This is a genomic window from Stenotrophomonas sp. A3_2 (assembly GCF_036624925.1).
Lineage (GTDB): Bacteria > Pseudomonadota > Gammaproteobacteria > Xanthomonadales > Xanthomonadaceae > Stenotrophomonas > Stenotrophomonas hibiscicola.
Genome location: NZ_JAZKVY010000327.1, coordinates 93,467 through 112,807, shown reverse-complemented (window position 1 = coordinate 112,807; position 19,341 = coordinate 93,467). Strand labels below are relative to the sequence as shown.

Genomic DNA, 19,341 nt, shown 5'->3' with positions numbered 1-19,341 from the left:
CCTAGGCCATCACCTGGGCGCCGACGGTCGGGTTCATGAACTGCGATGCCTTCATGGTGGGCGGTGCGGCGAGAATCCCTGCCACCTTTTCCAATCCGTCGCGGCTGACCACGATCTTGGCCAGCGTGGAGTGGATCGAGTCCAAGGTCTCGCAGAAGACCGAGTGTGAAGAAAAGCCCTGGCCGCTCTTGTAGCGATTGAACAGGTCACCGGAGCGACAGGTCCGGAACCATTCGCAATCGGTGCACTTCTGTGGTGACGAATCCACGTCCTCCACCAGGGACCGCCACATCGGGCTGGCGAAGAACTCGCTCAGGCTGGTGTTCTCGATGGTGACGTCAGATCTGCAGAACGCCTCGTCCAGCGCCATGATGTTGTCGTCCGGCCCCAGGTAGCCCTCGGCGGAAATGGTGATGACGTTGTGCCGGTTGGCGCGGCGGAAGTCCAGCCGCTGCGCGTTCTGCTCGGACATCATGGCGTTCATGATCTCGGAGATCATGTAGACGCGGATCGGCTTGGTCTGCGCCGAGTTCATCCAGTAGTCGATGATCTCGCTGAAATATCGCGTCCACTGCGCCTGCGGCGCGAGCGTTGCATCGTCGTGTCCCTGCCGCGGCAACAGGAGATTGAGACCCGATACGCCCAGCTCTTCGGAGAAGTGCCTCAGCACCTCACGCCCATCCAGATCCGCGTTGGCTACGCACAGCACACCGGTCGGCGGAATGCGCCCCTGCGCGCTGGCGGCCTGCAGCAGGCGCAGCCCGCGCACAGTAGTGTCATAGCTGCCCCGACCGCGACGATCGGGTCGCGATGCATCGTGGACATCCTTCGGGCCGTCGATGCTGACACCCACCATCACCTGGTGCTTTGCGAACAGATCGACCCACTCATCGTCGATGAGCGTGCCGTTGGTCTGCATTCCAAGATGCAGTTCGGCGACACCATCGAGTGCTTCGCGCAGGACGGTACACAGGCGGTCGAAACGTGCCTTCGGCAGCAGCGTCGGTTCACCACCGTGCAGCCCCAGGTATATATGCTTGATGTCCAGCTCCTGTGCGCCCTTCTTGAGGAAGGCAGCAAGCACGTGGACAGTTTTCTCAGGAATCAATGGGCGACTGATTTCTGAGAGCTTGTTTTCCTGGAAGAAGTAATAGCAGTAGGGACATGCAAGATTGCAGCGCTCGGCCAGCTTGAGAACGACGTCGATCTGATTACCGAATGAGTTACTCATGGGCAAAGACTTCCCTGTCCCGCAGGTGGCTGCGAGTTGCATTGGAATGCGATCAAAGGTGCCGGCCACAGGCCGGCACCACGTCTCAAGGCTGGAAAATTACTCCAGCACTTCCGGGTTGGCCGACAGGTGGCCCGATGCATGGGCCGAGCCATGGGCCGCGCTCACCAGTTCCAGGTGAGCATCGACCAGGTCACTCATGCCGTCCAGATCAGACACAGCCTGCGGGCTGCTTTCAATCTTGGACTTGAGACGATCAGACAGACTACGGAGCTTCAGATCCATTCAAGACTCCCTTCTTTGTACAAGTGAAGTTGAACTACTTGGATTCGCACTGCACATGAACGACGCATAATCAGATGCGTCAAAGTTGTTTTCACACAACGTGTTGGTGAAGTCAACCAATAGCTTTGCTCACTGCAGGAACCATTCTCTGCAGGACGTGCGTTGCGCACTCACTTGCCACGCGTTGCGACTGCTGGACTGACCTGCGATGCGCGACGAGCGGGACCGAGCACCGCCAGCTGCCCGAGAATCCACAACAGCAGCGCGCCCGCAGGCAGGAAATACCAGGGCATGCGCGACAGCTCGTAGGCCTTCATCAGTACCAGATTGAAGGCGTAGGCCAGGAGCATTCCCAGCGTTATGCCTGCGGAGGTGATGAGGAAATTCTCGGTCTGGAAATACGCAAGAATATCGACCCTACGCGCGCCAAGCGCGCGACGGATACCGATCTGGCGCGTGCGCTGCTGCACCCAGAAGCTGGCCAGGCCCACTATGCCCAGTGCCGTGACAATCAGCAGCGCCGTCACCACCACCGACAGCATGACGGCCATTGCGCGATCCTGGCGGAAGTAATCACTGCGCATCTCGCTAAGCGTGTCGCTGTTGAAGATGATGATGTTCGGATCCTCCGCCCTGAGCGCTGCGACACCCGCCTGCAGCACCCCGCCCCTAAGGGCCGGCGACACGCGCGCCACGATGTGCATGCCTGCCGTGTATTTGCGCACCGGGAGGATCATTGTGTAGGTCCCATCGGCGAATCCATTCGGCCGGATCAACTCCTCTACAACCCCGACCACCCGTGTCGGTGAGGTGCCCCAGCTGAAGATGGACTGGCCTATCGCGCTGCGGCCCGGGAAGAGCTGCTCGGCCATGCTGCGGTTGATGATGACCGCTGGCACGCCCTGGTCGCCGCCGGCGTCCTCCAAGGCGCTCATGTCGCGATACTCATCGGCATTGAAGTTGCGCCCGGCAATCAGCCGCGTGCCCAGCACCTGCAGTAGTCCGCCTTCGTCAAGGTAAACGCTGGCAGTCAGGCTCTCATCCTGCTGATCGGCGCTGAGGCGAACGGTGCTGGTGCTGCTGGAACTGCTGAAAGGTACCTGGGAGGCCAGCGCAGCAGCATTGACGCCCGGTACCGCGCGCAGCGTGGCCAGGTACTGGAGTGCCAAGCTGCGGTCCTGGCTCTCCCCGCCACCTTCCAGCTGCCGGGGGTTGGCTGCCTGGATGCGGATCAGCTCGGTCTCGGCCACGCCGCTGTCGATCTGCAGGCGCTGCAGGCGCTCGTTGATCAGGAACAGCAGATTGCAGATGATCGCGCAGCTCAGCGCGATCTCCAGCACGATCAATGACACGGCAATCTTGTGCCGGCGCATGGCTGAAACGATGGGTGCTACGTCCATGGTCCACTCCCGGGAACTGAATCTCGCCGGCGTGGCCATGGCAACGGCCACGCTGGCGTTGGCGAACGGGGCCTTATTCGGCCTTGAGTTGGGATGCCGGCTCGACCTGCATTGCGCGCCATGCGGGCAGCGCCCCCGCCAGAAGGCTGCTTGCCAGAGCGATCGCCAGGGATACCAGCAGCATGGCCATATCCAGATGTGCCAGCGCGGCGTAGCTGACCGGCTGCTGGCGCACGGCCCACAACCCCAGCCATGCCAGCAGCAGACCCAGGGCGCCACCGGCAGCACCGATCACGGCCGCCTCGACCAAACACTGGGCGAACACATCGATCCGGCTGGCGCCAAGCGCCCGGCGCAGGCTGATTTCCGAAGTGCGCCGCAGGAACTTCGCCAGCAGCAACGCGACCGTGTTCAACACGCACACTGCGAGGAAGCCAAACGCCAGCCAGACCTGCATGCGCACATCGCTTGGAACCACCTGCTTGAACTGCAGGTAGTCGCTTACGCTGCGCAGACGTACATTCACCGGGCGCGCGTAGCGACCTGTTTCATGCTGCACTGCTGCATAGTTTTCCAGGTAGCGCATGTAGTCTGATGCATCGGCCACACCTGGGAGCTCGACCCAGTACTGCAGCCACGCGCAGGGCGCGTTGAGGTCGTACATGTCGCTGTTGCTGCCCCAGCAGGTGCTGCTGCCCTGGAACTTCATGGCCAGATCGCGGGATGTGGTGAACGGCAGGAACAGCCCTTCCACCGCGCGGAACTTGCCTGTGTTGAGGTCGTAGAACTTGGGCACCGGGCGCCATGCGGACAGCACGCCAATCACGTGCAGTTCGCCGCCGGCGACGCGGATGGTCCGGCCGGTGCTGTCGGCACCGCCGAACAGCGCGGCGTTGAGCTCCTCGCTGATGACGGCCACACGGGCATGGGACGCGTCTTCGGCCGCCGTCCAGGTGCGCCCGTAACGCAGCGGCACCTGGAACATGGGGAAGAAGTCGGCGGTAGTGAAGCGCACATCGGTCTGCTGCGGTGCACGCCCGTCCACACCGGCATCGACCCTGGCGCCGCCGCCGGACATCATCGCCTGTCGCGCGCCCTTGGCCTGCGACAGCAGTGTCTCTGCGTCCAGGCGGGTCACCTGTTCGTCGGGTTCGCGGCCCGGCTGATAGCCCTGCAGGCTCGCCGCATCCAGCTGGACGCGGAACACCCGGTCGCTCTTTCCGGGCAGTGGATCGCCAGACAGGACGTGCAGCACGGTAAGCGTGGTTGTCGAGGCGGCAATGCCCAGGCCGATCGCAAGGATCATCAGGGCCGTCAGTACCTTGTTTCTTCTCAGGCTATGCAGTGCAAGGCCTATGTAGTAACCCACCATCCACCACCATCCTTAGCCGTTGACCGACAGTTCGCAGAATTCCTGTTCAAGGTGCAGGGGCCGCAGCAGATCGGTCACCTGGCCATCGATGATGTGGACATTGCGGCGTGCGCGGGACGCCAGCTCCAGATCATGGGTCACCATCACGATGGTGGTGCCAGCGGCGTTGATCTGCTCCAGCAACGCCATTACGCCCTGGGCCATTTCCGTGTCCAGGTTGCCGGTCGGCTCATCGGCCAGCAGCAGGCGTGGACTACCGGCCAGCGCGCGCGCGATGGCCACACGCTGCTGCTGACCACCGGAAAGCTGGGTCGGGAAGTGCTTCATGCGCGAACCCAGGCCGACCTGGGTCAATGCCTGCTCGATGCGTTGGCGACGCTCGCCTGCGGGCATGCGCCGATACCTGAGTGGCACATCCACATTGTCGAAGAGGTTCAGATCCGGGATGAGGTTGAACCCCTGGAAAATGAAACCGATCTTGCGATTGCGCAATTGGCTGCGGGCGATGTCGCCCAGCCGGGAGACATCCTCGCCATCGAGCCGGTATGTGCCTGAGGTGAAATCCTCGAGCAGCCCGGCAATATTGAGAAATGTACTCTTGCCAGAGCCCGATGGGCCCGTCACAGCAACGAACTCACCCTCGGCAACCTTCAGATCCATCGATCGAAGCGCGCTGGTCTGCACTTCGCCGGTACGGAAAACCTTTGAAACTCCTGTCATTTCGAGCATTCGGCGTCCTTTCGTCCAACGTCGCGAAACGTGCAGCAAGCGGGCCTGAAGTTAGCACCAGCAGTCAGTCGATGTTCACCTACTTTGCAACACGGAGCAAGGTCTTGTGATGCGCCCGACACGCCTGCACCTCCTGCCTGAACCCATACGTCGCGAACGCCCCCTTTCGATCGTTCGCGGAAATGCCAGCTTCATGGACGTTCTATACAGACGGAAGCGGGACCGTCCTCCTTCATCTAGGAATCTACATACAGATCTTCCGGGGTACCTGATCGATCGACGGCCTGGTAGAGGCGGGAATATCCCTAGCCACATCTCCGGCAATACCCGATGGCGACCCACAGATCACCTGCCGCACCATCAAGCGACCTTCCGCAGGAAACCACACATGAGCCTGGCGCTGGTCCACAGCCGCGCCCGCGCCGGGGTCGATGCCCCGCTGGTGCGGGTGGAAGTGCATCTCTCTGGCGGCCTGCCTGTCACCCAGATCGTGGGCCTGGCCGAGACCAGCGTCCGCGAATCACGCGAGCGCGTGCGTGCCGCCCTGCTCTGCGCGCGCTTCGACTTTCCGCAGCGACGCATCACTCTGAATCTCGCGCCCGCCGACCTGCCCAAGGAAGGTGGACGTTACGACCTGGCCATCGCCCTGGGCATTCTTGCCGCGAGTGGTCAAGTCGATCCGCAGTCACTGCTGCAGTACGAATTCCTGGGCGAGCTTGGCCTGACCGGTGAGCTGCGGCCAGTGGCGGGTGCACTGCCCGCCGCAATTGCCGCCGCCGAGGCTGGGCGCATTCTGGTGGTGCCTCCGGGGAATGCCGCAGAGGCTGCGTTGGCCGAGCACGCCGATGTGCGTGTAGCGCGTACGTTGCTGGAATGCTGCGCCGGGCTGGGCAATCCGCGCCTGTTGCCACCCGTGGAGCGCGTGGACTCGACACCGTTGCCACTGCCCGATCTGGCCGACGTGCGCGGGCAGGCGCATGCACGGCGCGCGTTGGAAGTGGCCGCAGCAGGTGGTCACCATCTGTTGTTGATCGGTAGCCCTGGCTGCGGCAAGACGCTGTTGGCCTCGCGCCTGCCCAGCCTGTTGCCGGATACCGAAGAGACTGAGGCGCTGCAGCTTGCCGCGATTGCGTCGGTGAGTGGCGAAGGGCTGGACCCAAGACGTTGGCGGCAGCGGCCCTTTAGAGCGCCCCATCACAGCGCGAGCGCGGCGGCGCTGGTGGTTGGGGGCAACCCGCCCTGCCCCGGTGAAATATCACTGGCCCACCATGGAGTCCTCTTCCTTGATGAGCTCCCAGAATGGAACCGCAGCGCGCTGGAAACCCTGCGCGAGCCACTGGAATCCGGCCACATCCGCATCGCCCGCGCGGCACGCAGCGTGCAGTATCCGGCGCGCTTTCAACTGGTGGCGGCGATGAATCCCTGCCCCTGCACACGTAACATGATAAGATGAATACGCCAACGTAACTTCATGAATGGATCAATGGCTGTTCTGGAACAGATTGCCCGGCCCAGTCAGGGAGAAGACCCAGGCACCGGAGCGGAGAAGAACAGTCTCCCGGCGTTGTTTTGGCAGGACAACAACCCTTGGCGAGAGGTGAACTTATGGATCTCGCAAAAGAAGGGCGTTGATGGCGCCACCTTAAAGTCCTTGATGACGCACCTCCTTGCTTACGCCAAATGGCTTGAGCAGACGAATACCCACTGGTGGGACTTCCCCGTAGACAGGGCAAAGCGCTGCCTAGTTCTCTACCGAGCATTTTTACTCCGCGAGATTGGCACCCAGAGCATCAAGCCTCGGACTGCCGCGGCCAGGATGCGCGCCATAGTTCAATTTTATCGATGGGCCCACACCCACCGAGTCATATCTCCTGAATGGCCCATGTGGGAAGACCGGCACATCGGCGTGCGTGTCTCTACCAACTTCGGCTTTGAAAGAACGATCTTGAAGCTGAGCACAGATCTGCGTATCCGAGCGGGCTCGACGGCTTCTTCGATCGCTCTAGAGGACAACCTCGTACCATTCTCAGTAGATGACCAAGCGGCTATCCAGGCGTACGCGCGTCGGTATGGCACGGAGGAATTGCAACTCTTCTTCAGTCTCGGCTTCCGCACAGGTCTCCGGCTAGGAACGATCTCTGACCTCAAGGTGCAGACGCTCTATAGGGCAACGCCGGATCCGAACATGACCGGTTTTATGAGAATCAGCATCGGGCCAAGGGCTCAGCCGCCGGTTGCCACTAAGAACGGTGTGAACGGCACCATCCCCTTACATCAGAACGATCTGGATGCCCTCATTGAGCACGCAACCAGTACCAGGCGCTTGAAAAGAGTGGAGCGCGCGGCCCACCACCACCGGGACCTTCTTTTTCTTACCAGATCCGGGCAGCCATACGCCGGGAAGGCGGGGGTGACTGAGTACCGCGCGATGGAGATGGAGATATCCCGACTGAGATCTCGCGCAAGAAGGGCACTTTTTGCTCCGATGTACGATTTCAAGTTCCACAGAACCCGTGCAACCTTTGGAACGAACACCGCTCGGCTGTTCCTCAGGCATCTCAGCGTCGCAGACGCACTAGGCCTTCTCAGGGAGCTAATGCTTCATTCCGATATCGCGACAACGCTCAAGTACGTGAAATTCATACAAACCGGTGATCTTATCTCCTCTCTTGCAGATGAGTACACGCGAAGCTACCTGAAGCTGACTGATGCTGGCAAAGAAACCTAAAATTCCTTGCTTGACTTTCCCGAGCCTGCCACACGGTCCGTCTCAAGTGCAGATCGACCTGCAGCATCACCTGTACCTGGGTATGTCCGAAGCCGTGACCACCCACGCAGCCCAAGCGATCTTTAATCGCCAGGCTGGGGAGCCGATCGTCACTAGAGTCGGGTTGCTAGCAGGGATACATAGAGCGCTTTCGAATATGATCGAGAGCGGCTTACGTCCGACGTCGATCAGGAACATCATCAGATCACTCCGCTACTTCTTCGCATGGTGCGACCGGGAGGGGCGACTTGGAGGTGCACCTGAAGCCGTCTCAGACTTCACAGACTGGTGCAATCACCTTATCGATAGAGCTAACGGCAAAGTGAAGCTGCCATCTTTGCCGGCTGGTCCGCCAGGTACGAAGCCAAGGCGGAAGCAACGCAAAGATAAGATAAGCTTCGAGACAGCACGCGACGAAGCCTCCCGTGTATCAAGCGTACTCACCCCAGCAATTGGCATGGAACGTCCAATGGTGCGTTTCACCCGACTTCCAGCGCTTGCCGCCAAAGGCCGTGCTCCTTACAAAAAAAGCGATGCAGTTTCCGCTGAGGATGCAGCCGATAGTGGCAAGGTTCTGCTGGAGATCTGCGACCAGCTGACAGCTGAAAAGGTGCGCTCTCCCCTTCCCGTCCAAATCGAACTCAGTGCTGGGCACACGTTCTCGGAGTGGTGCGGGCTGCGGCCACCCGAGAAAATCAAGTCCCTTCAGGGGCTCACACCAATTCACCAAAGAGTTGTGGTCGAGCGCGAGCGGAAGGCGTGGGAGGAAGATGGAACCATCCGAACAAGGTACTCGATAATAAACTTGAGAATTGAGTGCGAGATGCTGATCTTCCTCTCTCAGACGGGCATGAATCTAGCCCAGGCCAAGATGCTGGGAAGATCGCAGTTTCGCTATCAGAGTTCTGATGGCGACGTCCGCGTGGCCGCGCAGTACAAAGCTCGCAAGGGCGGAGAAGTACGGTTCACAGTATTCAGAGAATACAAGCGAATTCTTCAGCGATACCTGGATTGGCTCGATCATTTCGTACCTATTGAGCATGATGATCGGCTCTTCCCATTCTACTATCCCTCTGCGATACCTGCGGAGGATTCGCCCCCGAACTTCAGCTCCACCCGAATCAAGTTCAAGAAGATTGGTCTACCATTCGTTGGCCCTCAAAAGCTGCGGAACCTCCGCGTGAACTGGTTCCGCGTGAGGGCGAATGATGCGTTGGCCGCAGAAGTGGCCCAGCACAGTCAGCGCACACTCCGTGACATCTATGTGAGACCGTCCCACCCCGTCGCCGCCAGTGAGATCACAAGATTTCACGCCAAGAGTGAAACCAATCGCGCACCGCCTGCCGCTGGAGGCTGCGCAGGTGGAGACAACGGACCCAGCCCGTTGTCAGAAATACCGGAGGGTGTTGCATCGCCCGACTGCGCGACCGCATCTGGCTGCATGTTCTGTCGGCATCATCGAGACATATCCAGCCTCGATTATGCATGGTCATTGGTCACGTATCAGCACCTCAAGCGTATGGAGCTTGCCAGCAACCATCTCGTTAACAACAAGCACTCACTGATTCAACCAATAGAAGCGGTACTAACGCGCATTAGTCAGAAGGTGGCCGCATTTGGTGAGTCCAGCGCGGTAAGAGGTCAATGGATCGAAGAATCCATAGAACGCGTCACCGAAAGAAATTACCACCCTTTTTGGGCTGTATCTATTGAGATGCTTGATTAGAAGGAAGTTGAAGTGCACTTCTGCTTGAACCTGACACACCCAAACGTAGCTCCCGCAGCATCCAACTTCAAACTTCCTTGCTTCCCACCTCCCCTGGATCATCCAGTTTCCCTAGCATCAGACGGCTCAGTTTTAAGCAGGGTCGGTGACCCATGCTGGGATCTGACCCCAATGTCCAGAAAGGTCACCCGTGTCTACTTTCGCGATGGCGCCGATGACCCGAGGAGGATCATGGATGCAGCCAACGGCGCGGTCTTTCGCACCATTGCCGCTTACTGGCTGTGGGGACCACTTGCCGTTACAACTAGCGCAGAAATGCTCCAGCGAACAGACTTGCTTCGGCCTATCTTCAGACTTTGCAGCGAGCACAAAGTAACAGCGGACCGGCTCCATCGGCACCCACGTATCCTTGCGAAGGTTGCGAAGCTGATTCGGCCGTCTGCCGCTAGGCACACTATTCGTATCCTCCACGATATCTACGAGTCCCGGGATAGCATCGGCTTCTTCATCCTATCCCGCGATCAGATTGTCGCCCTCGCTTCAGAATTGCCGGAGCATCAGAAGGTCCAGACGCCCTATATTCCGCCTCGCATCTGGACGCTACTGATGCAGCGATCGTTGACATTCATAGATGAATTTTTGGCTGTAGCTGACGACTACAGGAGAGCGTTCAAACACCTCGTTGCCGAAAAGCTCGAGGAAGACAGTGCCGCCACCGCACAACCCACTGTCGCGCTGGAGTCGTTGATTTCGAAGTGGCTGTTGCGCACCGAAAGCCTCTCAGACGCTCTTTCGAGTATTGCCACCTTGGTCAATCTGTGTGCCTCGATACAGATCGTATCGTACTCGCTCATGCGCATCGAAGAGGCATCCAACCTCCCGCTAGACTGCCTCTTGATCGAACGCGATGCGATCGGCGACACCGTCTACTTGCTACGTGGAAGAACAACTAAGACAGTCAAGGACGACGACGCCAGGTGGATCGTATCCTCTGACTGCGTACGCGCGGTAAGCGCTGCTACAGTCATCGCAAAACTGCGTCTCGAATGTAGGCAACGGCGCCTGGGATTGAATGAGGACATTGATCGGCAATCACCTCTCTTCCCTCGGTCGTTCGAGCCATGGCAGGGCGGTCGCGGAAGGAATGGCAAGCACTACTGGGATCTTAGCGTTGCAAAGGACAGCCAGGAGCTAGCGAGAGAGTTAGCCAGATTCCCTAGGCTCCTACCTAGATCAGAGCTGACAATCATGGAAGCAGACATGGTGGTAAGCCGCCACCTCAATCCGATGGCTTCTGTATCAAAAATTGAAGTCGGGCTTCATTGGCGATTCGCGTGGCATCAGTTCCGCAGGACCGGCGCCGTAAACATGCTTTCATCAGGACTGGTGAGCGATCTGAGCCTTCAGTATCAGCTGAAGCATACCGGCCTGACGATGTCCCGCTATTACGGTAGGGGACACGTTCTCTTGGGCGCCCAGATGAACGAAAGTGCTCGGGGCGAGTATGTTCGCAACATGTACCAAGTTCTTGCATATGAATTTTCCAACCTGCGAAGCAGCCAGTACATCAGCCCCTATGGCGATCGACACAAGGATCGGCTGATCAATATTGTTTCCACCAGCGACCATAAGGCCCTTGTGTCTGCTGCCAAGTCAGGAAAGATTCAATACAGGGCGCACTTGCTCGGCGGCTGCGCGTCACCGAAGCCCTGCAAGTTCGGTGGATTTGAGAACGTTGCCGCCTGCAGTCTCCCCAAGCCCTGTGAGTACCTACTGTATGATGCGACCCGCCTAGATAAGTATCACGTCCTCCTTGATGACGCGAGGGGCCGGCTGGAGGGCGCGCCTCTCGGCAGCCCGCTTTTTGAGGCCCTCTCTGGACAAGTGCATGCACTTGAAGGCGCAATCCGCTTCTGCGAGTCAAGCAATGAAAGTGAATAAGGCCGAGATGGCATTTATCGAAGCATTTGAGCGCCTGAAGGCGGGCAAACCCATCAAGTGCTCTATTGGAACAGCGGTATCTCAGGCCAGCGTCGCTCGCGAGGCAGGCGTCACTCCGTCAGCGCTCCGAAAGTCTCGCTTTCCGCGAGTTGTAGCCATGATCCAGCAATGGATTGATGCAAATGCACTACCGGATAGGCCGACATCCGGCTCCACGCTTCTGCAGCGGCAGAAGGCTCGAAGCCTTCGCAGGCGGATCGAGGACCTTACACAGCAGCGCGATAAGATGGCCGCGCTTTTACTAGAGGCAGATGCTCAAGTACTCCAACTGACACTGGAGTGCGAGAGACTTCGGGCCCTTGCCCCCAATACCAACATCACGGCTTTCCCACAGAGACCGCGTGCCAGCAAGGATGAATGACAACGCTACTGGACCATGGCGACCGACGCCACCCTGCATTCTCGGGCCCGGCGGCTAAAGATCGGCAATATGGAGTAGGCTGGACGCCGATAGCCCTAAGGCATCGGCAAGCCTTATGACGGTGGAAAGCCGGCAATCCTTCTTGCCCTGCTCAATATGGCCAAGTTGAGTACGGTGCATGCCCAGTTCAGCTGCAAAATCCTCCTGAGACACACCCAGCGCCATCCGTCTCGCCTTCACGGCGGCTCCAAGAGCTTGCTGGGGCTTGGGGATGGTCACCCCCTAAGCTTTAGTTTTGTAGTATTTTTGGTCTACAGTACTTACGGTAGCGCTCCTGGCAACGTCACGAGCCCGCACCGGCGGTGTGGACCACTTACAGACCTTGGCAGGCGGGAATGAGCTTCTTCTTAGTGGATGCTGAGTCAGAGTTCGCCTTGGAGCTGTCTCTCAGCCAAGAGTCAGCGCAGGACCTGCGACGCCAGATCGCAAAGCTCCAAGAGAGCACGGACGCTGAAGGGCTTTCAAGGCGCCTTGCTGCGGAGCTCTCTAGATTGGTGCCAGAGATGCTTGACTGGGACATCAAAAGGCCTACAAAGGCGCAGATCGCCTATGCACGTACGATCTGCTACCAACGAAAGATTGAACTACCGCAGCAAGCGATGGAGTCCCGTCAGGCCATGCATCTGTTCATAGCCTCCCGTGGCAACTGGCCATGAAGCTGTTGCCTTTGCGCTGCCAGTCCTTCTGATGGTCCAGGCACCACACACTAGCGTGGGATGACGATTACAAATGATAGCTACGACGCGCCGGACCAGCCTCACCCACCCGTTAAGTATTGCTGAGTTGCCAGTGGGAGCGAATGGTGGGGCGATTGGTGTGACGTTTGCTCCAGGGAAGTTTCAAGAAAACGCCATGACAGGCGCTTGGGCGCGCGACCTCGATGCAGACTTGGCGGCGATTCATTCCTGGGGCGCACGACATCTGATTACGCTACTTGAACCATACGAGTTCGACGAACTCAGGATCTCCTCTCTGCCAACTCAGGCCAGCGATCATGGCTTGATGTGGTACGGGCTTCCTATTACGGACGGCAATGCACCGGACGAACGCTTCCTGTCAACGTGGAAAGAGCTAGGTCCATATCTGATTCGCGAACTGCTCGACGGGAAAAGGGTGGTCGTGCATTGCAAGGGAGGATTGGGCCGTGCAGGAACGGTTGCTTCGCTTCTTCTACTGAGCACTAAGACGAGCAGCGATGCAGAGAGCGCTATGCTTGCCGTACGAACGGCGCGTCCAGGGGCTATAGAGACCCTCGAGCAGGAACGTTTCGTCCGCAAGTGGGCTAAGGCGCTGGGTCAGTAAAGGATGGAAGGCGGCTTGGTCTCGGTCCGCTCTCTACGACCGATCGAAGAAGCTCTTCGAGGACTATCGGCTAATCGATATCTCCGGGATCAAGAACTGGCAGCACAAACTTTAGCCATTCATCATCGCAGTTCAACGTCGGAACCATACGTCGCCAGCTAGCTTCTCTACATCTCTAGCCACTTTGAGCACATCGGCTTCCCAACAGTGAGAAAGCGCGTCTAGAACGGGCTGAAGCTCTGGCACTCCATTGCCAATTGCATGGCGCTTGCTGAACGGAGCGTCCGTCTCCGTAAGGGTACGACTTGGGCCTGCCACACGTGCTATAGATTGACCACGCGCGGTGCTTAGCAAATCCGCGTTGACCGATATGATGGCTCCCAGATCGAGAGCGCGTCGAAGCTCCGTCATTGATCCCGTGAACCAGTGAAAGATCAAGGTGTTCCGCTCGTGCACTCTTGAGCTCTCGATCAGGTCGAGAACGGCGGTGGCGGCTCGCAAACTATGCAGTGAGAGGGTTCTCCCCCCCACCTCGTTGCACACGGAGAAGACCCGCTGAAGTACTTTGGTTTGCTGCGCAATGCTACCCCTGTGCGCCGGCGAACCATCGAGACCAACTTCACCAACAAACGGACTTTCGGGAATTCCGCGCTCAAGGGGGACGAGTTCAGAGACACGATCGTGTACCACCTGGGGGTGAAGTCCAATCCCAACGCGAACGTACCGATACTCGCGCACCATCTCCCTCTCGACTTGCCACGCCCGTGGCGTGGTCGTCACAGCAAAAGTGAACTGCTGCCTTGACTCTAGGAGCTCCAAGGTCTCCTGCCACTTCGGTAGCAGGTCGACGTGGCAGTGGGCATCTACGAGCCTAAAGCCGCTCACTGAGGCGCCTCCAGACCTGCGATGTCCGCCACTTCTAGCAAGCCGCTGCGTACGCAGCGCAGGAGCTCCTGCGTATGTCCTTCGACATCCGTCAATGGTGCGACCGTCGCCAAAGCCCACCGGAGTTGATCGTCTGGTAGACGCAGAATATTGAGGCCGTACTGGATCGAGCGAATAACATGCCCCTTAGCTCCTGGCTCTGTGTCTAGGTAGTCCAGTCCTTCAGTGACGTACTTCGTGGGATCTGAACGCGTCGGGTATGCATGCTTGATCGCTGCCCGCCTGATCAGGCATGGCCAGCACGTTCCGCAGTGGCTTGTTCCAAACTCCGCGCGATACCGCCGCACGAACTTCGGTTTTGAGCATGAAACGGTCAGGTCAAGGCCATCCCAAAGCAGGCTCCGGTCCTCGCACTGAGCGAGCATTTCACCTTTAGTCTTACCCTGAAATGGATTCTCGAGGCGCGCGGGGAGACCGAGCTCGTCAAGGAGGTCATTGAACCTCGCGATGACGAATGGATGGGTAGTCCGGGTAGTCAGTGCACCCAGCCGCCAAGGATCGAGCGGAACGTTGAGTGAAATGAAGCCGTTCTCGGGTACAAGTACGCGAGCGCTCTTCCAGGCAGAAGCAACTACAGCGCTCGCTGCGAAGAAGAGGAATGATCTGGCTCGCATAGTCAGCTCGCCCTGCCCAGAGAATCCTGGGCCAAAGTCTGCTGCGCGCGAGGAAACAGCCCACTTAACAATCTCTACCGGGCGTCCCGTGCGCGTCGTAAGAAGCTCTGTCAACGACTCAACGGTCTGAGAGTTGCCGCCATCGACCTGGCTAACGAATACTGGGGCATGAGGCTCACGCCCGTAGGCGTCGATTGCGCCCGCGAAGCTATCCAACCCTCCTGAGAAAAGCGCAACAGGTGGTGCGGCTGCATCCAGCGAATCCTCGAGCGCGAGTCTCTCTGCATAGACCCCCATTTCGGGAGATGCGGCGTAGAAACTGATCGACCAGATGTCACCGCTTAGAGTACCTAGCAGGCGGCAGATAAGCCGCGCACAACTCTGCCAGCGCGCCACATTGCGGACGGGAACTAAAAGGTGGATGTTGCGCGTCCAGTTGTCCTCTGAGTGCTGCTGGCGTGACAGTCGCGTATCAGCAAGCCATACGCCGAGCGCGACTAGAGCAAGCTCGAACGCTTGCACACTTGGCTGTCGACCGGTGCGCAGCACTGTCTCCAAAAATTGATGCAGTCCGAAGCGAGGATTCCCACGGCGGTCGGTAAGCGTGACGCGCAGAGAATCTTCAGCAAGGCCTCCTGCAACGCTACTACCGTCCCATGAAAGAACGATTTCCAATCGGCTCATTCGTGCGCTCCCCAGTCTCCAACGGCGGTGATGGCTTCTCTGAGGGTATGACTGACGATCTCGTCAAAGCGGCCTGCATCGATCTGAGCTGGAAGAAATCGGCTTTGGCTGGCGGACAGGCGTTGACGTACTTGCACCACGACGAACGCCCTCAACGTAGAGAGGTGAGTGAACGCGGCTGCGGCGGACACGCCGTTCTGCTCAAGCAAACTGCCGCCGTCCTGTGAAAGACGCTCCAGAACGCACTCACCGATGAAGCGCTCGAAAAACGCAGATAGTTGCTCGGAGTTTGCCTCCAACAGATCGTCCAAGCCGTTCTCGATCTCAAAGCGCAGGGTCTGAAAGAAGGCGACGCGAACTATGGCTTCGTCGATCGACGCGCCGTCTGAACAGACGAACTCAGCGAGTCGGTCCCATACTTGCGTGGTGGACAGACCGGCTAGTGAGTCTAGGCGCAGCACCCGTGCGAGCGCTTGCCCGCCGCCGGTAGCGAGAGCGCTGAACGCCTGCACCATACGGTCACCGGCGCGGCGAGCTGAGCCCATGCGACGGGTGCCCCTTTCGCCCCCTCCCATCGCGCTACTGGCGAAATGGCGGGCTGCTGCGCGCATGGCGGTGTCGTCAGATCCACCGGCTCGCGCGGAGCGGCGCACGGCTCTGCGCAATGGCGTAAGTCGTAGCGGGTCGGAAGCAGGCTCCGGTTGGACGCCGTCGCCACGAGAGTCGGCTTCAGCCCCCTCATCGGCCGACTCGGCTCCTGCCTCGCCTGGAACCTCTCCCGGTAGCGGCAAGTCAGCCCAAGAAGGAATCAATGGATTGCTGCCCCTCGGGCCGGAATAGCTTGCAGAGGTACCCATCGTTACGAGCCCCGGCTCTGGAGGAGTGCTTGAATGAGGGTGACCAGCGGGCGCGGAGCATCCTCATCAAGAACCCGTTGCAGCCAAGCCCTGAGATTGTTGCCCGACTTAGCCAGCTCGCTGAAATGGGACAGCCACGTGCCGGCAGCGGCTGTCGGCATGCTGACGAAGCCGCGATCAATGATGCCGGCCACCCCTTCGGCATCGAGGCGTAGTAGGTCGCCAAGGCTTTGGGCATAAGAATCTCGACGACCGTGATCGCTGGCTTGGATCAATCGCGTGATCAGTTCGGATGCAAGTAGCCCACGCCCCTCAGTTGACAGCTTGAGCACCTCAGCTTTGCGCGCAAGCAAGGACACTCCGCTTGCAGATGCAGCAAGCAGCTCGCCGACGTCATCTGGCAGCCCGGAGCTCGTCACCAGGCGCGCATCCCGAATAATGAAGAGATACGGACGCAGGTCAGTGCCCTCCAGCTTTGGCTCAAGCTTTGCCCACCGGGCGATCTTTGGATCATTTATGAAGTCCGTGGAAGGCTCCGGCTCTTCACCCTTCGTCTTTGAAGTTCGTACCTTGGGCGCCGACTTCGGTGCCGGCGCGGGGCTCTTACTTCCCTCGAGCTGGCGCAGCAACGGACTATCACCGTTGCCATCGCGGGATTCCGATGCAATAGCATCGAACAGGTCTGGGTGGAAGTACTCAGCAAGCATCAGTTTCATCAGCGGAGCTACGGTGATGTCGTCCAAGCCGCGCGCGTGCGCTGCACGTAGGCGGACGAACACCGCATTGACGAAGCGCTTGATTTGGCGCGGATTTCCGTCAGTGCCCGCAGCTAGGACCGGCGCAATGCCCAGCATCAAGGATTGAAGAGGCTGCAGGGATCTATCCCGATCCATACTTCTCTCGACTGGCTTCAGATCAAGCTCTTGTTTCAGCCACGGCTTTTTCAGCAGCTCCTTGGCCTGGGCCAGCACCTGCGCGAATCCGGGATCGGAACTTCCTAGAACTCCCTCAAGGAGGAGAAGCTGAACGTAATGGCCAACTTCGACTGGCCCCAGAATGGGTAGCACGAAAGGCACTTGGATCAGTTTGTCCAAGTAGTTCCGAGCGTACTCGTCGGCCTTCAGTCCGGGACGTGCTGGAAAGTGCTCGCGAACCGCGTACTCGATCATTTGTCGGTCACAGCCAAGCACGAAAACAGTCCGCGGCCCCGATAGGAATAGACGTATCGCCTCTAGAGTACCAATGGCTGTCTGCGGCAAGCATCGATCCAGATCGTCGACCAGGACCACAAGTTGCTTAATCGCGGCCTTGTCCAACAACTCATTGAAATCACGGCGGAATCCGTGCAGATCTAAGGGATCGTCCGCTGGATCGTCCTTGCCTAGAACGTCGGAGACCTTATCGAAAGTCTCTCCCGCTGCATCCTTCGATAGCAGTGTTGGCAGTAGCAGCGCCAGTCCGGCGGGACCAGCAACCATTGCACCGACGCCCGCGACCACGCCAGCCCTAGCCAGCTTCAGATAGTCGATCCGCTTGCGCAGACGACGGAACAAGTCCTTTGCCTTGGAAGCGAAGGTCTTCTCTTGCTGAAGATGGCGAACGATACCTTCAAGGATTGCGATCTTGGCATCTTCGAATCCTTCATACTCCCAGCCATTGAACCATAGGGTGGTCACCCCCGACTGGTCCTTCAGTGAGCGCTCCACCAATGACAGCACTGTGGACTTGCCAGCCCCCCAGTCGCCGTGCACTCCAAGCACTAGGCCATGGTCGGGATGGGCGCGAATCACTTCGGCGATCGTCCGAGCCAGTGGCTCAGCGTGCAGCAGATCTACGACTGCAACGTCGTCTGGAAAAATCAGCAGTCCTTGCATGTCCCCCCCCCCTGGGGCTAATACGGCCGACTCCACCTATGCCATACGGCAGGCGTTCCCGTGCCTACTCGCGATTCAGATTGCTATAGATAATGCCCTATTGCAACCCTTGTAAAGGTCACGCCTGCGGAACTTCAACTGTCCAAGCACACCTCTCCGCAAGGAACCGGAGGCTCAATAACGCCTGCTCACAGCTCAGCGTTACAAATAGCCAAGTTCATGCGAGGCCAGGCCCACCTTGTACCACCTGCAATTGGGACCGACCACGGACGTTACCGCTTAGGCGTTCTGGCTCGATGTGCTTGTGCGACAAGGCTGGAGGTCGCATGGGACTAGCTCATCTTCCCGGAGGCCGCATTGAGCTCCTCAACGCGCTCAAGGAGGCGCCCAGAGGCCACGCTGAGCCCATCATCACTCATCGCGTAGGGAGAGGCGAACAGTGGAACTTCAACCCAGAGGTGCTCCTGTCCTAGATGGACATAGGGAGCGTAATCATCCAAAAGCAACGCATCACCGATCCTCTTTGAGACGAAGCTGAGATCCTTGGTCTTTCCTGACCATTGGACGAAGTGAATATCTGCGAACCACTCCGGGGCGCTCCGCTCACGCACCAAGAGCTCCGCGATGCTCCGAAAGCGCGCTTCGGGCACCGTCGTGAACATCACCAGCGTCTCAAATTGAAGCCGCGCGCCGGCAAGGAATTCAGCCAGTCCAGGCCTTGCAATCTGACTAATAGCATTGGATATGAGCGTACCCTCAAGATCCATTGCGAGAATTCTCGGGCGCATAGAGTCATTACAGGTCACGGCAGTAGTGCAAACACCATGCTCGCAACAGCCGGCCTTGTCTACATCGTGAGCCTACTGGTGCAGCTTGTGAGCCTACTGGTACGGCCATGACGCTACAACGAAAAGCATCGTACTGCTGGCCACTTCTGAAACCCTCGAGAATGCGAAAGGCAGACCGCATTTGACCGCTCCTAGCCCGCATCTATGCATGCATCCCAATCAATGAGCAGCGCTGAGATACTATTGGACCCCAGAAAACCATGGCAGGCGTGCGCCGCAGTGCGGCAAGATTGTTGCAAAGCTGTCCTCTTATCACCGACGAGGTTAGGAAGTCACAACGTCAGA

At 58.8% G+C, this 19,341-nt stretch carries 16 protein-coding genes and 1 pseudogene; 6 read left to right on the top strand and 11 right to left on the bottom strand.

Annotation, left to right across the window (positions count from 1 at the left end):
• Window position 1: 1 nt before the first annotated feature.
• The 5 genes from R5H29_RS15555 to R5H29_RS15535 all read right to left on the bottom strand — a co-directional run bounded on the left by R5H29_RS15555 (window position 2) and on the right by R5H29_RS15535 (window position 5,017).
• Window positions 2–1,300, bottom strand: a complete 1,299-nt coding sequence (locus R5H29_RS15555) for a radical SAM protein (protein WP_155030252.1) — start codon at window positions 1,298–1,300, stop codon at window positions 2–4.
• Window positions 1,301–1,330: 30 nt separating this feature from the next.
• A complete protein-coding gene (locus tag R5H29_RS15550) occupies window positions 1,331–1,516 on the bottom strand; it encodes a hypothetical protein (protein WP_155030253.1) in 186 nt (61 codons plus the stop codon).
• A gap of 170 nt (window positions 1,517–1,686) precedes the next feature.
• Complete coding sequence (locus R5H29_RS15545; protein WP_155030254.1) at window positions 1,687–2,916, bottom strand: ABC transporter permease; 1,230 nt, start codon at window positions 2,914–2,916, stop codon at window positions 1,687–1,689.
• Window positions 2,917–2,989: 73 nt separating this feature from the next.
• Entirely contained in the window at window positions 2,990–4,288 is a 1,299-nt protein-coding gene (locus R5H29_RS15540) for an ABC transporter permease (RefSeq protein WP_155030255.1), read from the bottom strand.
• Window positions 4,289–4,300: 12 nt separating this feature from the next.
• Window positions 4,301–5,017: an ABC transporter ATP-binding protein gene (locus R5H29_RS15535; RefSeq protein ID WP_155030256.1), complete on the bottom strand. Its 717-nt coding sequence runs from the start codon at window positions 5,015–5,017 to the stop codon at window positions 4,301–4,303.
• Window positions 5,018–5,405: 388 nt separating this feature from the next.
• Here R5H29_RS15535 and R5H29_RS15530 point away from each other — a divergent pair.
• From R5H29_RS15530 to R5H29_RS15510, 5 genes and pseudogenes are all read left to right on the top strand, one after another.
• Window positions 5,406–6,449 (top strand): annotated as a pseudogene (locus R5H29_RS15530) (YifB family Mg chelatase-like AAA ATPase); the annotation flags it as partial.
• A 51-nt stretch (window positions 6,450–6,500) separates the two neighbouring features.
• Window positions 6,501–7,745: a hypothetical protein gene (locus tag R5H29_RS15525; RefSeq protein WP_332329420.1), complete on the top strand. Its 1,245-nt coding sequence runs from the start codon at window positions 6,501–6,503 to the stop codon at window positions 7,743–7,745.
• 508 nt (window positions 7,746–8,253) lie between these two features.
• The gene (locus tag R5H29_RS15520; protein ID WP_332329419.1) at window positions 8,254–9,510 is read left to right on the top strand and encodes a hypothetical protein; all 1,257 of its coding nucleotides are present in this window, start codon (window positions 8,254–8,256) and stop codon (window positions 9,508–9,510) included.
• 231 nt (window positions 9,511–9,741) lie between these two features.
• Window positions 9,742–11,451: a hypothetical protein gene (locus R5H29_RS15515; RefSeq protein WP_332329418.1), complete on the top strand. Its 1,710-nt coding sequence runs from the start codon at window positions 9,742–9,744 to the stop codon at window positions 11,449–11,451.
• Complete coding sequence (locus R5H29_RS15510; protein WP_332329417.1) at window positions 11,438–11,872, top strand: hypothetical protein; 435 nt, start codon at window positions 11,438–11,440, stop codon at window positions 11,870–11,872. The genes R5H29_RS15515 and R5H29_RS15510 overlap by 14 nt, the downstream gene beginning before the upstream one ends.
• 54 nt (window positions 11,873–11,926) lie before the next feature.
• Here R5H29_RS15510 and R5H29_RS15505 read toward each other — a convergent pair whose 3' ends face one another.
• On the bottom strand, window positions 11,927–12,151 hold the full coding sequence (locus R5H29_RS15505) for a helix-turn-helix domain-containing protein (RefSeq protein ID WP_220084291.1): 225 nt from the start codon (window positions 12,149–12,151) through the stop codon (window positions 11,927–11,929).
• 510 nt (window positions 12,152–12,661) lie between these two features.
• Here R5H29_RS15505 and R5H29_RS15500 point away from each other — a divergent pair.
• On the top strand, window positions 12,662–13,234 hold the full coding sequence (locus tag R5H29_RS15500) for a cyclin-dependent kinase inhibitor 3 family protein (protein WP_332329416.1): 573 nt from the start codon (window positions 12,662–12,664) through the stop codon (window positions 13,232–13,234).
• 132 nt (window positions 13,235–13,366) lie between these two features.
• Here the strand turns inward: R5H29_RS15500 and qatD are convergent, their stop codons facing one another.
• From qatD to R5H29_RS15480, 5 genes are all read right to left on the bottom strand, one after another.
• Window positions 13,367–14,119 (bottom strand): Qat anti-phage system TatD family nuclease QatD, encoded by a 753-nt coding sequence (qatD, locus tag R5H29_RS22980; RefSeq protein ID WP_407073537.1) that lies wholly within the window; start codon window positions 14,117–14,119, stop codon window positions 13,367–13,369.
• The gene (gene qatC, locus R5H29_RS15495) at window positions 14,116–15,477 is read right to left on the bottom strand and encodes a Qat anti-phage system QueC-like protein QatC (protein ID WP_332329415.1); all 1,362 of its coding nucleotides are present in this window, start codon (window positions 15,475–15,477) and stop codon (window positions 14,116–14,118) included. Before qatC ends, qatD begins: the two co-directional genes overlap by 4 nt.
• Window positions 15,474–16,088 (bottom strand): Qat anti-phage system associated protein QatB, encoded by a 615-nt coding sequence (qatB, locus tag R5H29_RS15490; RefSeq protein ID WP_332329414.1) that lies wholly within the window; start codon window positions 16,086–16,088, stop codon window positions 15,474–15,476. The genes qatC and qatB overlap by 4 nt, the downstream gene beginning before the upstream one ends.
• Window positions 16,089–16,336: 248 nt before the next feature.
• Window positions 16,337–18,208: a P-loop NTPase fold protein gene (locus R5H29_RS15485; RefSeq protein WP_332329413.1), complete on the bottom strand. Its 1,872-nt coding sequence runs from the start codon at window positions 18,206–18,208 to the stop codon at window positions 16,337–16,339.
• A gap of 332 nt (window positions 18,209–18,540) precedes the next feature.
• A complete protein-coding gene (locus R5H29_RS15480) occupies window positions 18,541–18,975 on the bottom strand; it encodes an NIF family HAD-type phosphatase (RefSeq protein WP_308308008.1) in 435 nt (144 codons plus the stop codon).
• Window positions 18,976–19,341: the final 366 nt, after the last annotated feature.